The sequence below is a fragment of the Kosakonia sp. MH5 genome, assembly GCF_009935945.1.
Taxonomy (GTDB): Bacteria; Pseudomonadota; Gammaproteobacteria; order Enterobacterales; family Enterobacteriaceae; genus Kosakonia; species Kosakonia radicincitans.
This window is the reverse complement of sequence record NZ_QODH01000002.1, coordinates 533,862-548,772: the sequence shown is the minus strand read 5'-3', so window position 1 is coordinate 548,772 and position 14,911 is coordinate 533,862. Positions and strand designations below refer to the sequence as shown.

Here is a 14,911-nt window from a genome sequence, read left to right as displayed (position 1 = left end):
GGGGTTCAATAACGTTTCTTATCCTGCGCGAAGCAGCGTTTTAAGTTTCTCGTTGCGGCAAAACTGGCGCTTCATCTCCACCACCAGCGCGTTGCGCGAGACAATCAGCATCACCGCGAAAGCCAGTACGCCTGCCGCGACCTGTACTGCCAGCATGGCGGCCAGCGGCATATGCCCGTTCAGCGCCAGCCCAAGGCCATAGCTCACGACCAGCGTCGGCAGCGATAAGTAGAACGGCAGCCACAGGCTGAGGATGTACTGACGATAGCTGGAACCGAGCACCGGTTTGATCATCACGAAGTAGCTCAACACGGTGTTGATGATTTGCACCAGCAGGAAACCCAGCGTTACGCCCAGCGCACCGGCCAGATGGCCGCCGATAATAATGGCGGGAATAAAGAGAAACGTTTTGAAAACATTGAATTTAAAACTGATATCCACCCGCGCTTTCGCCATCAGCAGCGAACCGATAGGGTTACCGACCGCGCGCAGCAGGCCAACAATACAGAGCAATTGCAGGATCGGGATAATGCTGTTCCACTTGTCGCCAAAGACCAGCGGCACAAAATTGTTCGACACCACCATCAGCCCCAGCAGGATGGGGAAGTTGATGATCCCCACCACCGACAGCAGCTTGTAGAAGTTAACACGCAGCTTCTCCGTGTCGTCCTGAATTTTGGCGAACGCCGGGAACAGTACGCGGGTAATAATCGGGTTGAGCTTCATCGGCGGCACCACCGCCACGTTGTACGCCAGGTTGTATCCCCCGGCGACGCTGGCGCCGAGGATACGCGCCAGCACTAACGTGGAGAGGTTGGTGTTGACATAGTTAATGATGCTGTCAGCCGTCAGCCATGCGCCAAAGCGCAGATTTGAACTGACCGACGCAAGGGAGAAATGCAAGCCAGGGCGATAGATCTTGCGGCCAAAATAGCCGAACAGCAGCGTACGAACGGCGCTGTTGACCAGATAACCGAGGATGGCTGTCATCGCCAGCGGCCAGTAAAAGGCGCTGATCACCGTAAAGCAGAAGCCCGCCAGTACCGACACGGTTTCAATCGCGCCAATCTTATTGAACTCCAGCTCTTTCTGCATCAGCGCGCGGAACTGCTGACCGTGCGGGATCACCACAAAGGCGAACGACAGGGTTTTGATCAGCGGCGCCAGATCCGGGTTGTGCAAGACACTGGCAATGACGTTGCTCAGCGAGAAAACCAGCAGACAAACCACAATCCCCAGCCCAACGTTCAGCCAGTACAGGGTGGTGAGTTCCAGATGGCTTATCTCTTTGCGCTGAATAATGGAGTTAGCAATACCAAAATCTGACAGCGTATCCGCCAGCGCGATAATCACCAGTGAGACGGTCAACAGACCGAACTGGTGATTATCGATAATGCGCGCCAGCACCGTCATCTGCACCAGCCCCAGGCCGATGATGGTTAAAGTGGCCATCGCTGACCACTTTGCACCGCTGATGGTTTTTTCTCTCAGGCTCATGACCTTTCCTTTAATACGCCGCTTTATTAATAAAGCCTTTAAAGATGGTCAGAAAAACGATTTTGATATCGAACCACAGACTCCACTCGCGGATGTACTCCAGGTCGAACTCAACGCGTTTTTCCATTTTTTCCAGCGTGTCGGTTTCGCCGCGCCAGCCGTTAATCTGCGCCCAGCCGGTAATGCCTGGTTTCACTTTATGACGCAGCATGTAACCCTCAATCAGCGAACGGTACTGCTCGTTGTGCGCCACCGCATGCGGGCGTGGGCCAACGATAGACATGCCGCCGAGCAGCACATTAATGAACTGCGGCAGTTCGTCGAGCGAGGTACGGCGCAGGAAGCTCCCCACTTTGGTTACACGCGGATCGTTCTGCGTTGCCTGGGTCACCACTTTGTCGTTTTCCATCACCCTCATGGAACGGAATTTCCAGACTTTGATTGGCTTACCGTCCATGCCATAACGGGTCTGACGGAAGATAATCGGGCCGGGAGAGCTGAGTTTTACCGCCACCGCAATCGCCAGCAGAACCGGAGAGATCAGCAGTAAAATCATTGACGAGAGTACAATGTCTTCAAGGCGTTTCAGAATGCGGTTCACGCCGGAAAGCGGTGTTTCGTACAGCGGAACTACCGGCACGCCATTCATCTCTTCAATCCGCGAATGCAGAATATTGAAGGTGAAGACATCCGGGATCAGGATCACTGAACAGGTGGTGTCTGCCAACTGACGCACCAGCTTTTTGATGCTGGCCGCATCATTCATCGACATCGCGATATAGACGTTGTGAATTTTCCCCGCTTTCGCATCGTCAACCAGCTGGTCGAGATTACCCGCCCAGCCGGTGGTGATGCCGCCCGGTTGCGGATCGTGGTACACCCCCACCACATCGAATCCCAACCAGGGTTCATTGCGAAAACCTTCCAGCAACGCCTGGCCCATCGGCATATCCCCCGCCACCGCAACGCGGCGCGTGTTATAGCCCAGGTTCCGCAGCCAGCCTGCGCCAAAGCGGATTACCGCGCGGCTCAGCATCAGCCCCATACTGGTTAACAAATACCAGGGGAGATAAATCATGAAAGTGTTATCGAAATCGTTGTTGAACGAGAGCAGCCCCGCGCTGAAAATCAGGCTGAGCGTCCAGTTCTGCAACAGTAGGGTCAGTTCAGTCGTAATTTTTACCCCTCGCCAGGAGCGATAAAAATCGGTCATTCCGCCAATCATCTGGAAGACAACCAGGGAGAGCAGAGCCATCAGCAGATGCATGTAGAAAAAGGGCAACGCATTCAATTTGCACACCAGCCACAGCCCACCGAACATAATGGTGATGTCAGAGAATCGCTGCACGATTGAGATTAACGATGCATTCGTTTTGGCCCGGTCGCGCTTTTTTAGATGAGTCATCGTTTTACCTGCCTGTATGTTGACTCTCCCCACGTCCGGGGGAGAGCAACGCCGAGATTTACTGATTCAACAGCGCCAGAATTTCCTGCGTTCGTGCCTCCATCAGTGACACATCGCGACGCGACTCAACGTTCAGTCGCACTACCGGCTCGGTATTGGATGAACGGAGGTTAAAGCGCCACTCAGGGAAGGCGATGCTGATGCCGTCGGTGCGATCGATCTCCAGCGCGCCGGGCGTAAAATGCTGCTCAACACGCTGGATAGCCGTGACCGGATCGGCAAGCTTGCTGTTGATTTCACCACTCGCCGGGAACGCCAGCATTCGATCGCTGACCAGCTCGGCGAGGGTTTTACCTTTCAGGCACAGCAGCTCAGTGACCAGCAGCCATGGGATCATGCCGCTGTCGCAATAGGCGAAATCGCGGAAGTAGTGGTGCGCGCTCATCTCGCCGCCATAGATGGCATCTTCGTTACGCATACGTTCTTTAATAAATGCGTGCCCGGTCTTTGACATTACCGGCGTGCCGCCTGCGCGCGTCACCACATCCACCGTGTTCCAGGAGAGACGCGGGTCGTGGATGATTTTGGCGCCAGGGTGTTTTTCGAGGAACGCTTCCGCCAGCAAACCAACGATGTAGTAACCCTCAATAAAGCGCCCTTCACCATCGAACAAGAAGCAGCGGTCGAAATCGCCGTCAAAGGCGATCCCCATGTCGGCGTGATGTTCCAGCACCGCATTGCGGGTATCCGCGCGACACTCCGGCAGTAGCGGGTTAGGAATACCGTGCGGGAAAGTGCCGTCCGGTTCGTTATGCACTTTGATAAAGGTCACCGGCACGTTCAGCGCTTTGAAGCGGGCTTCAATGGCATCCACTACCGGACCTGCCGCGCCGTTACCGGAGTTGATCACCAGTTTCAATGGCTTAAGGTTAGCCGGATTGATATAGCCCAGCAGATGATCGATATAGGCATCGCGCAGGTTAATCTGCTCATAGCTGCCGCGTTTTTCCGCATCCACCGGCGGAAAGTCGTTGGCTTCCGCCAGACGCTGCACATCGCGCAGCCCGGTATCGCCGCTGATCGGACGTGCGCCTTTGCGCACCAGCTTCATACCGTTATAGTCCATCGGGTTGTGGCTGGCAGTCACTTCGATGCCGCCATCCACGCCGAGATGGAACGTGGCAAAATAGATCTCTTCGGTACCGGAAAGACCGATATCCTGCACGTTGACGCCCGCATCCTGCAGCCCTTTCGCCAGCGCCAGTTTCAACGATTCGCTGGTCTGACGCACATCGCCGCCCAGCACAATCGTTTGCGGCTTCAGGTATTCACCGTAGGCGCGGCCGATACGCCATGCGATATCTTCATTCAGTTCTTCGCCCAGCTTTCCACGGATATCGTAAGCTTTAAAACAGGTTAATTTTTCCATCATTACCTCTTCTTAAGGCAACAGTCAGCCTTGACCGTAAAATGGCCATTTGTTATTGATTCGTTTGTTTTTTCTGCCGGACGGGCAACACCGCGTCCGGCACTGGCTTTTAAACTCGCCCGTAGCGATCCGCAAAGCGCACGATGTCGTCTTCTTCCAGGTACGAACCCGAACGAACTTCAATCAGATCGAGCGGAATTTTCCCCGGGTTTTCCAGACAGTGATGCGCGCCAAGCGGGATATAGATCGATTCATTCTCACCGAGTAATTTCACTTCATCATTGATGGTCACTTTCGCCGTTCCCGCCACCACTACCCAGTGCTCCGCACGGTGATGATGCATCTGTACGGAGAGCCCCTCGCCCGGCTTCACGGTAATGCGTTTCACTTGATAGCGATCGCCGGTATCGATGGAGTCATATTTGCCCCATGGGCGGTAAACTTCACGGTGGATATGATGCTCGTGACGCCCGTCGGCTTTGATTTTCTCCACCACTTTTTTCACATCCTGTACCTGATTTCGATCGGCAATCAGCACCGCATCTTTGGTCTGAACCACCACCAGATCTTTCACGCCGACGGTCGTGACCAGCCCGGACTCCGCATACACGTAGCTGTTTTGGGTGTTATGGCTGATGACGTCGCCGTGATGGACGTTTCCCTCCGGTGTGTGCTGGCTGATTTCCCACAGCGAAGACCAGGAACCGACATCGCTCCAGCCTGCATCCATCGGCACGACCACCGCATCCGCCGTGCGTTCCATTACCGCATAGTCAATCGACTCTTCCGGGCAGGCGAGGAACGCCTCTTCATCAACGCGGACAAAATCCATATCCGGATCAGCGGCCTGCATCGCCTGTTCGCAGGCGCGCAAAATGTCCGGACGATATTTATTCAGCTCTTCAAGGAAACGACCGGCACGGAACAGGAACATACCGCTGTTCCAGTAATATTCGCCGCTGGCAACGTAACCCTGTGCCGTTTCCAGGTTCGGTTTTTCAACGAACTGCGCCACCTCAAAGGCAACGGAATCGGCCTGCCCGGCACTGACACCGCCGCGGCGGATATAGCCATAGCCCGTTTCCGGCAGATCCGGCACGATGCCGAAGGTCACCAGTTTGCCACTCTGCGCATAAGGAATAGCGTCGCGAACCGAGGCGCGAAACGCCTCTTCGTTCTGAATGACATGGTCGGCCGCCAGCACCAGCATCAGCGGATCGCTGTCCGGGTTGTGGCGTTTTATCGCCAGCGCCGCCAGCGCAATCGCCGGAGCGGTATTACGGCCAGCCGGTTCGAGAATGATGTTCTCGGTCAGCTTGTGCAGTTGACGCAGTTGCTCGGCGACAATAAAGCGATGTTGTTCATTACAAATCACCACCGGGCTTTCACACTCGACACCATTCAGGCGACAGACGGTGGTCTGCAACATGGTGAGATCGCCCTTCAGGCAGAGAAACTGTTTAGGGTAAAGCACGCGGGACAACGGCCACAGACGGCTTCCGGAGCCTCCGGCCATCACTACCGGATAGAGTTGTGTTTGACTCATGATTTATCCCCATTCCCGTCAAAATTCAGGCGGCCTTCGTGCTGCGCGCTTTCGCGGGCGCGTACGGGCTTCACGGAACTTTCCGGGCTGATATCAGCAATAAACTGGTTTAATACGCTCTCTTTTTCGAGCGTGCGTTCGGCATATTCACGTGCCACCGTGTTGTTTTTGGGCAGCGCCAGCGCGCGCTCAATGCCCCAGGTCAGCGCCTCGACCGATTCCGGCTCCACGCAGACCGCAATGCCTGGCTCTGCCAGACAGAGTTGCCCGAGCTCAGTGCTCTCTTCAGCAGTGATTACCGCATTACCGCCCACCGCCAGAATGTTGGTCAGCTTGGACGGCAATACCGCATCGGCCGCACCACGTTTCTGAATAACCAGATGGCAATCGCCCATTTTCAGCAGCGCCGGCAGCGCATCGTACGGCTGCAACGGGAAGAAGATGACGTTGTTCAGGCTGCGTTCACTAACCTGTTTTTCCAGCCGCGCCTTCCCCCCGCCCTGACCGACAATGACAAACAGCCATGGATGGGTGTGTAACTGCGCAGCGGCTTCAATGACGTTTTCCAGCCCCTGCTTCTCGCCGATGTTGCCGGAGTAAAGAACGATTTTTTTGTCATCCGGCAGACCGAGATTGCGGCGCAGTTCCGTGACATCGGCATCGCTGACATCGCGAAACCGCGCCACTTCCGACCAGTTCGGGAAGAAGATGATTTTGTCGGCCTCCACCCCTTTCTCGCGCGCTTTGTTCATCATTGAGCGAGAGATGGTGGAGACGTTATCGACGTTATGCAGATTGCTGCGTTCAAACGCGGTCGCCAGCTTCGCCACGCGGCCGCTTTTACCTTTACCCGCCATTCCCAGACCGAGCATGGCGTCCACTTCATAATCCTGAATATGCAGCACGGTTTTTGCGCCGCTCAGTTTGGCCAGCAGGCGCATCCCCGGCGTGCAAAACAACGTTGGCACCACGCCGATAATGCGGTCCGGTTTCCAGCTACGCTGCGCCATCAGCGGGAAAAAGCTGCTGAGGGCAAAGCTGCCCAGATGCAGTAAACGCTTCAGGGTCGATGGCTGTTTTGGCACATACAGCGGGCAGCGCCACACCGTGGCGGCACCCTGCTCTTTACGCCAGCGCCAGGCGCTGTAGTGCTCGCCGACTTTCCATTCCGGATAGTAAGGCGGCGCTGTGATCACGCGCACTTCATGGCCCTGACGGGCCATCCATTCCACCATTTCGCCGGTGTACTTACCGATCCCGGTAAGCTCCGGCGAATAGTTGATGCCATAGACCAGGATCTTCATAAGCCCGGTACTCCCTGTGCGTCGAGGAAATAGGCGCGGCTGTTGTCATGCACCAGCGGGTCGGCAATCAGCGACTCCGGCGTCCCCCAGCGATAGTCATTGTGCTGATCCGGCGGCAGTGCGAGCGTTTGCTCGTCCACGCGCAGGCGGAAACCCAGCACAATGTAGTGGGTGGAAAAATCGCTACCGGAGAAATTATCGTCATAGAAGTGCTGCCAGACGCCGTAAAACTCGCCTGCAGACATCGGCAGGCGCAGCCCCAGTTCCGCCAGGGTCAGCCGCTCGAAAGCGGCCGCCAGCGGTTCGTCCTTTTGCACGCGTCCGCCCGGCACAAACCAGTATCCCTGGGCCGGACGGTTAGTGCGCTTGCCGAGCAAAAACTCGCCGCGTGAGTTTTCCACGATCAAATCGATGGAAATCAGCGGGGTGGAGCGCACCACCGTGGCAAAATCTTCCTGACTTAAAAACATGCCTACCCCCGGAACCGGTGCTGGTTTTCAAGGAACCACTGGTAGGTGCTTGCAAGCCCTGCTTCCAGTGAGATCTCGTGATACCAGCCAAGCTGATGCAGACGCGTCACATCCAGCAATTTACGCGGCGTACCGTCCGGCTTGGTGGCGTCAAACACCACGCGGCCTTTGTAGCCGACAACGCTGGCAACTGTCTGCGCCAGTTCGCGAATCGTGCAATCCACACCAGTACCAACGTTGATATGCGACAGCATCGGTTCGGTGTTCTCTTGCCACACTTCGCGCGCCAGCTCCTGAACATGGATGCTGGCTGCCGCCATATCGTCCACGTGCAGGAATTCACGCATCGGCGTGCCGCTTCCCCACACCACCACGTCCGGCGTGTTCTCCTGCGTCGCCTCGTGGAAGCGGCGCAGCAGCGCCGGGATCACGTGCGAATTGCTCGGGTGGAAGTTATCGTGCGGACCATACAGGTTCGTCGGCATTACCGAGCGGTAGTCGCGGTCATACTGGCGATTGTAGGACTCGCACAGTTTGATACCGGCGATCTTGGCAATCGCGTACGGCTCGTTGGTCGGCTCCAGCGTCCCCTGCAACAGCTCACTTTCCGCGATCGGTTGGTGCGCCAGTTTCGGGTAGATACAGGACGAACCGAGGAACAACAGCTTGTTCACGTCATGCTTATGCGCTGAGTGAATGATGTTGCTCTCAATCATCATGTTTTCGTAGATGAAGTCCGCCGGGTAGGTATTGTTCGCCACAATACCGCCCACTTTTGCCGCTGCCAGGTAAACCTGGTCGATACGGTTGCTGGCGAAAAAAGCATCGACAGCAGCGGAATCCAGCAGGTTCAGCTCTTCACGGGAGCGCAGTACCAGTTCAACATCCGCACGTTGTTCGAGCTGGCGAACAATGGCTGATCCCACCATCCCGCGATGGCCAGCCACGAAAATACGTTGTTTGGTCATGCTTAAGACTCCAGCGCGATGGCAACCTCGTAACCGTGGGCTTTAAGCAGTGAGTGTTTTTTCGCTGCTTCCAGATCTTTCGCCACCATCTCGGAGACCATCTCCTGCAGCGTGGTTTCCGGTTTCCAGCCCAGTTTTTCGTGTGCTTTGGTCGGATCGCCCAGCAGGGTTTCCACTTCCGCAGGACGGAAGTAGCGCGGGTCAACGGCGACGATTACATCACCCGGTTTCACGCCCGGAGCATCATGACCGGTCACGGAAACCACAATACCCTTCTCTTCTACGCCGGTGCCTTCAAAGCGCAGTTTGATACCCAGTTGTGCCGCGGCCATTTCCACGAACTGACGCACGGAGTACTGCACGCCGGTGGCGATAACGAAGTCTTCCGGTTTTTCCTGTTGCAGCATCATCCACTGCATTCTCACGTAGTCTTTCGCATGGCCCCAGTCACGCAGGGAATCCATGTTGCCGAGGTACAGGCAGGATTCCAGACCCTGAGCAATGTTGGCGATCGCACGGGTAATTTTACGGGTTACGAAAGTTTCGCCGCGACGCGGAGATTCGTGGTTGAACAGAATGCCGTTGCAGGCATACATGCCATAAGATTCACGGTAGTTCACGGTGATCCAGTAGGCGTAAAGTTTGGCAACTGCATACGGAGAACGCGGGTAGAACGGCGTGGTCTCTTTCTGCGGAATTTCCTGCACCAGACCATACAGTTCAGAGGTTGATGCCTGGTAGAAACGGGTTTTCTTCTCAAGGCCGAGGAAGCGAATCGCTTCCAGCAGACGCAGCGTACCCATCGCATCCACGTCGGCGGTGTATTCCGGGGATTCAAACGAAACGGCCACATGGCTCATTGCGCCCAGGTTGTAGACTTCATCCGGTTGAACTTCCTGCAGGATACGGGTCAGGTTGGACGTATCCGTCAGGTCGCCGTAGTGCAGATGGAACTTCGGATTGCAGGTGTGCGGATCCTGATAGATGTGATCCACACGCTCGGTATTGAATGAGGAAGCACGGCGTTTAATACCATGAACTTCATAGCCTTTTTCCAGAAGCAGTTCTGCCAGATAAGAGCCATCTTGCCCGGTTACGCCGGTGATGAGAGCGACTTTAGACATAATTTATTTTCCTCAATAGTCCCTGTTAGGGAGTTACCTTTTCAACGCGTTCGCGCGTCACCACTGCGGGATTGCCACGGCAAATTGCATTTGCCGGAAGCGATTTAAAAACACTGCTGCGCGCACCGACTACCGTCCCGTCGCCGATGGAGACGCCTGGCGCGACAAAGACATCCGTCGCCAGCCAGCACTTCTCACCAATCACGATTGGCGTCGCGTTAATATCGAAATGCGCGCTCTGATAATCGTGACTGCCGGTGCACAAATAACATTTCTGTGAAACCACGGAATTTGCGCCGATGGTGATATCGCCAAGGGTGTACAACACCGCGTCATCACCAACCCAACTGTAATCGCCTAATGTTAATTTCCACGGGTAGGTAATCTTTACCGATGGGCGAATAACCACGCCCTTACCAACTTTTGCGCCAAATAAACGCAAGAGGAATGCACGCCAGCGATACAGCACCTGTGGAGACCAGGCAAATAATGTCGCCTGTACCGCCCACCACAGTTGAACCTTAATAGCATTGCCGCCCCGAAAGCCTTTCGGCACGGAGAATCCTTGTAAATCCTGCATCTTTTTTCCCTATATTTGAGCGTTATGCTTTGTTATATAAGGCCTTTGCTTTGCCAGTCGTCCGCAGGCGCAATATATATGACAATTGCGCCCAAAAACCCGGGACTCGTAATATCGTACGCTGAACTTTGCGGGCATCCTGGCACAATTCAACGTTATTAGAGGTAGATACGCCGCCCATTGAAAATTCAGATACCAGCCCTTTCAAACGTTTGAAAGGAAAACCGGCTTTAAACATTCTGGCCGCTAATGCGTAATCGGAAGAGACTTTAAATTGCAGATCGTAGGGGTATGTTTTCAGACCATTTACCGGGAAAAATATAGCCTGATGGCTGGCCGGTAAGCTGTGGTAAATATACCAGCCATGTTTGGCGCTACGGCGTAATTTGTTGCCGTCGCCAAAATCCAGCAGCGCATCGCCAATATACATGGCGTTCTCGTTTTCTTCATCTAACTGGCGAACAACATCCACAATTTCCTCATGGAAAATATCGCCGGAATTCAAAAACAATGCATAGCGTCCCGTCGCCATGTCAATGCCTTTATTCATGGCATCATAGATGCCTTTGTCACGCTCGCTGATAAAACGTAAATTGTATTGTCCGTTGAGATTTTTCAGAAATTCCGCAGTACCATCCTGCGAGCCGCCGTCAACGACAATCCATTCGAATTCGATATTCTGCGCTTTCGCCAGGTGAGCCAGAGACTGCCAGGTCTTCATCACACCTTCATAATTGCGAAACGCGACAGTAATAACACTTAGCAGCATATGACCCACCTTTTCATGAATTCACGATATTCAGCGCTTTACGCAGAATAAACGGACAAACAATTAAAAACGCATATTCCGGGCTAAAAATTGACCCCGTAAAAAACAACGATATAGGCGTAAACAGGTAAAGCTGTACGCGAAAATTCTGATTATTGCCAAAGGCATTTACCATCATTTTCCCGACTTTGAACAAATACCAGCCTGTCAACAACACTGCGAACCACGAGAAATAAATGATCAGCAGATACAACCCATTGTCTATTGTTTTCCCGACATCTGCACCGTTAAAGATTCCGAATGATGCGACATATTCATAAAGTGAGCCAAATCTTACTACCCCATCAATATTGGTCAGTGAATATCCCACCATCACCAGCGGACCGATAATACGATAATAAGAAGAAGAACCTTCCGTACCTAAATCGCCGAGTCGTTCTGCAATATAGGGGAAAGCGAAAACCACACCGACAATAAACACTGCAAGAGAAATAATTGCCAGTGGTAACTTTTTACGAATCGCCTCTTTGTTCAGATACTGGAATGCCCACTCCAGCAAATAAAACAGGATAAAAGTCATTACCCCAGAGAACGATCCCGAAAGTACTATCCCTGCCAAAATCATAGCATCGGTCTTCGGCGTTTTGATACCAAACTGTTTGATACTGAGCCAAATTGAGATTAATGCCAGAGCGAAGAATGCCGGTTCGAAATATAACGCGGTAGTACGCTTACCGCCGAACTTGATAAAATTCAGCACGTAACTGTTGCTGTAGATGAGGTATTTAGAAATACCCTCCATCAAACTACTCCCACCGGTGAGAATAATCTGAGCCATCTCCATCGCCGCAAGCATCACCACCATTGCCACAACCACATAGAAGAATCGCAAAATCTTGCGGTAATTATGCGGTGATATGGTTTTAAAGCGGATGCTCCACACCATGCCAACAATGATCACAATGTAAACAAACAGCATGGTTGAAGTGACATATTTGCTGGCATCCAGCGATTTACCAAAAATAAAGTTAAACAGCGTTAACCCGGCTCCGGCCCCCAGTGCAATCATCAACTTTTTCAGATTGATTTTGTCGAGATAGAGCAGCAACAGTAGCGGCAAAAACGTCACGATCGTGATCGGGAAACTTTCACCGAGCTGCATGATTTTCACGTTAACCAGCAGGTAAATCACCGGCAGCAGCAGGTAACTACAGACTCTGATAGAACGAGACATATTCCTCCAGCATCTGTTGTCCACTGTAGGCCTGGCGGCTGCGCGCGCGAAATGCGTCGAGGCTTTCGCCAAACACCGCCTGGGCAATTTCTGCTTTACGGCACTGCACCAGCGGCAGCACCTCCTGTTCGGCAAAAGTTTTACCGCCGGATTTCTGCAACACTTCCCGCGCCGCATCGCTGTGCGTGGCGATCACCGGCACGCCAATGGAGAGCGCTTCGCAGAGGATCAGCGGGTAGTTATCCACCCTGGAAGAGAAGACCAGTGCATCCATCTGATTGAGTTCGCTCATCAATTGGCGCTTATCTGTAAGAAAGCCGTGGTTGACAACGTTTTGCCCCTCAAACGGAGAAAACTTGCCAAAGGTGTGCAACTCCACACGGTCACCCAGCGCCATGATGTCGCGCACCAGTTGCTGATTGGTTTTACCGTCGTAGCGCAGGTCATGGGCAACCACGGCGATTTTCGGTTTTCCTTCGGTGGCTTTTACCGGCGCAAGTTCAGCCAGAATCGCCTCGGTCGCAACATCAATACCGTTATTAATAATATTGCAGCGCCCTGCGCCATAGAGGCTGTTAAAAGCGTCCGCCACATGCTGGCTGGGGGAGATAAACTGGCAGCCCAGCGCCAGCATATTGTTAAACAACTGGCGCTTGCGGTTGACCAGTTGATGCGCACGATCCACCTTCACCGGCGGATAGTTGCTCAGTGTCGGGCATTTGCGGCAATTCTCTTTCCAGCCTTCGCAGCCATCGGTAAAGGCGCAGCGCCCGGTTACGCTCCAGTGATCGTGCAGCGTCCAGACCAGCGTGACATCAGGTTTGTGCGCTTTCACTTTCTGGCAGAACGCCACCAAATCATCAAGGTTCAGCCAGTAGCTGTGCATTACATGAAAGTGCAGCACCACCGGCCCTTGCGTGCGGGTGACGGTGCGATAAAGGTTATTCAAATTGCCAAAAACGTCGCGGTTAAACAGGCGGAACAGCGCGAGATTAGCAACGGAAGTCAGACGCGGCGTCTGCTTGTAAACCTGCGGATAGTTATCGTGACTGACACTTTTTTTCCCGCCTTTGCCGTAGCCATAAATAAAACGTGACTGCATACCCTTTTGCAGCGCGCGCTGGTGTAAATCCAGCGCCACGCCCGCAGCGCCGCCTTCGGCAAGGCGGACATTGAACTGTAAAATATTCATTTGATCACCTTCACGCGCGCTTTCTCACCCACCACCAGCGCGTTATCGGGGATGCTGTCGAGTACGACGCTTCCCGCGCCGATAGTGACATTGTTGCCAATCGTAATGTCGCCAATGATCACCACATTCGCACCCAGCTCGACATTGTTGCCAATCACCGGGCAGGCCAGATTATCGGCACCGCGATTACCAATGGTAACGGCGTGGCGAATCGTGAAATCATCACCCGCGACCACATTTTTATTGATCACCACCGCATAACCGTGATGGATAGTAAAACGGCGCCCGATGGTCGCAGCAGCCTGGATTTCGTAGCCAAACAGACACTCGGTGACAAAGCGATAGAGCAGGATCGCGGGCGCAGCCCACAGGTTATTGATAACGTGTTTTTTGCGCCACACGGAGCAAAAGTGGGCAATACGGTAAGCCGCAACCATGCAGCAAGGGCGCAAGCTCCAGTGATTTGCGCGAAAATCTTCCAGTCGCATTATTTCCCCCGCAGCCCGTCAGCCAGTCGTTTACCGTTACGCAGCGAGAATAACGTCAGCAGCGTGCGCCAGGTCATGCGCTTATTGCGGATCTGATACAGCGTAAATAACTGATATTTTTTACTGGCGCGATCGAACTTGTTTTTATGCTTCCGATAAAAGTGGAAGTAGCCAGAGAATTTCTTCGGCGACGAGGTGATTTGCATTTCGCCGTGATTAACGTGCAGGATCTGCGTGGCTTCTTCAATCTTCCACGGTTCGCCATACTCATCCACCATGCGCAGGAAAATATCGTAATCCTGAGCCGCTTTCAGTTGCGTATCGAACAAGCTCTCTTTGAAGCGCCAGGCCCAGGTAAAGACCTGGTTGCCGACGATGTTGCGCTTCCAGAACAGCTTGCGCGAGAACGGCGATTTCGGATACAGCGGCAGACTGGTGGGCTGCGCATAAACCTCGCCCTGGCAGAGATAATCATTGGCATAGAGAAACGCGCGGGTGTTGAGCAGATGTTTGTGCGCCAGAAAAACTGACAGTCGGTTCGGCGTCCATTCATCGTCGTCATCAATCCCGGTAATGTACTGCCCCTGCGCCTGTAGAATCGCCTGGTTTCGTACCGCGCAGGCACCCGAGTTATAAGGATTGCGCGTATAACTCACGCGTGAATCACCCAGTTCCTCAACAAACTGTTGCAGTTGTTCATACGCGTCGGAACAGTCGTCCACAACGATCATTTCCCAGTGCGGGTAATCCTGGCGCAGCACCGATTTAATGGCGCGGATCGCCAGCTGTTGCCGGTTCCAGGTTGGCATATAGATAGAAATTAATGGGTTTGCTGTTGTGCTCATGATGCGATCCCTAATGCGTTCAACATGCCACGTTCGCCCCCACGTCTGCTCTCCCCCCGG

14 protein-coding genes are annotated in these 14,911 nt (G+C 53.7%); all 14 read right to left on the bottom strand.

What is annotated here, in order from left to right; genetic code table 11:
• Positions 1 to 18 precede the first annotated feature (18 nt).
• Positions 19 to 1,497 carry a colanic acid undecaprenyl disphosphate flippase WzxC gene (gene wzxC / locus DK872_RS08890; RefSeq protein ID WP_007371268.1) on the bottom strand — a complete coding sequence of 493 codons (1,479 nt, stop codon included), beginning with the start codon at positions 1,495 to 1,497 and terminating at the stop codon, positions 19 to 21.
• A gap of 10 nt (positions 1,498 to 1,507) precedes the next feature.
• The gene (wcaJ, locus tag DK872_RS08885; RefSeq protein ID WP_007371267.1) at positions 1,508 to 2,902 is read right to left on the bottom strand and encodes an undecaprenyl-phosphate glucose phosphotransferase; all 1,395 of its coding nucleotides are present in this window, start codon (positions 2,900 to 2,902) and stop codon (positions 1,508 to 1,510) included.
• A 58-nt stretch (positions 2,903 to 2,960) separates the two neighbouring features.
• On the bottom strand, positions 2,961 to 4,331 hold the full coding sequence (gene cpsG, locus DK872_RS08880) for a colanic acid biosynthesis phosphomannomutase CpsG (RefSeq protein ID WP_071921868.1): 1,371 nt from the start codon (positions 4,329 to 4,331) through the stop codon (positions 2,961 to 2,963).
• Between the two features lie 109 nt (positions 4,332 to 4,440).
• Positions 4,441 to 5,877, bottom strand: coding sequence for a mannose-1-phosphate guanyltransferase (gene cpsB / locus DK872_RS08875; RefSeq protein WP_007371265.1), 1,437 nt, complete (start codon positions 5,875 to 5,877; stop codon positions 4,441 to 4,443).
• A complete protein-coding gene (wcaI, locus tag DK872_RS08870; RefSeq protein WP_071921055.1) occupies positions 5,874 to 7,181 on the bottom strand; it encodes a colanic acid biosynthesis fucosyltransferase WcaI in 1,308 nt (435 codons plus the stop codon). Before wcaI ends, cpsB begins: the two co-directional genes overlap by 4 nt.
• Entirely contained in the window at positions 7,178 to 7,651 is a 474-nt protein-coding gene (locus DK872_RS08865) for a GDP-mannose mannosyl hydrolase (RefSeq protein ID WP_007371263.1), read from the bottom strand. Before DK872_RS08865 ends, wcaI begins: the two co-directional genes overlap by 4 nt.
• A 2-nt stretch (positions 7,652 to 7,653) precedes the next feature.
• Complete coding sequence (locus DK872_RS08860) at positions 7,654 to 8,619, bottom strand: GDP-L-fucose synthase (RefSeq protein ID WP_007371262.1); 966 nt, start codon at positions 8,617 to 8,619, stop codon at positions 7,654 to 7,656.
• Between the two features lie 2 nt (positions 8,620 to 8,621).
• Complete coding sequence (gene gmd / locus DK872_RS08855; protein WP_007371261.1) at positions 8,622 to 9,743, bottom strand: GDP-mannose 4,6-dehydratase; 1,122 nt, start codon at positions 9,741 to 9,743, stop codon at positions 8,622 to 8,624.
• 25 nt (positions 9,744 to 9,768) lie between these two features.
• Positions 9,769 to 10,323: a colanic acid biosynthesis acetyltransferase WcaF gene (gene wcaF / locus DK872_RS08850; protein ID WP_007371260.1), complete on the bottom strand. Its 555-nt coding sequence runs from the start codon at positions 10,321 to 10,323 to the stop codon at positions 9,769 to 9,771.
• Positions 10,324 to 10,345: 22 nt separating this feature from the next.
• The gene (gene wcaE / locus DK872_RS08845) at positions 10,346 to 11,092 is read right to left on the bottom strand and encodes a colanic acid biosynthesis glycosyltransferase WcaE (protein ID WP_007371259.1); all 747 of its coding nucleotides are present in this window, start codon (positions 11,090 to 11,092) and stop codon (positions 10,346 to 10,348) included.
• Positions 11,093 to 11,105: 13 nt separating this feature from the next.
• The gene (gene wcaD, locus DK872_RS08840; RefSeq protein WP_007371258.1) at positions 11,106 to 12,326 is read right to left on the bottom strand and encodes a colanic acid polymerase WcaD; all 1,221 of its coding nucleotides are present in this window, start codon (positions 12,324 to 12,326) and stop codon (positions 11,106 to 11,108) included.
• Positions 12,301 to 13,518, bottom strand: a complete 1,218-nt coding sequence (gene wcaC / locus DK872_RS08835) for a colanic acid biosynthesis glycosyltransferase WcaC (RefSeq protein WP_007371257.1) — start codon at positions 13,516 to 13,518, stop codon at positions 12,301 to 12,303. The genes wcaD and wcaC overlap by 26 nt, the downstream gene beginning before the upstream one ends.
• Entirely contained in the window at positions 13,515 to 14,006 is a 492-nt protein-coding gene (gene wcaB, locus DK872_RS08830) for a colanic acid biosynthesis acetyltransferase WcaB (RefSeq protein WP_007371256.1), read from the bottom strand. Before wcaB ends, wcaC begins: the two co-directional genes overlap by 4 nt.
• A complete protein-coding gene (gene wcaA / locus DK872_RS08825) occupies positions 14,006 to 14,851 on the bottom strand; it encodes a colanic acid biosynthesis glycosyltransferase WcaA (RefSeq protein WP_007371255.1) in 846 nt (281 codons plus the stop codon). Before wcaA ends, wcaB begins: the two co-directional genes overlap by 1 nt.
• Positions 14,852 to 14,911: the final 60 nt, after the last annotated feature.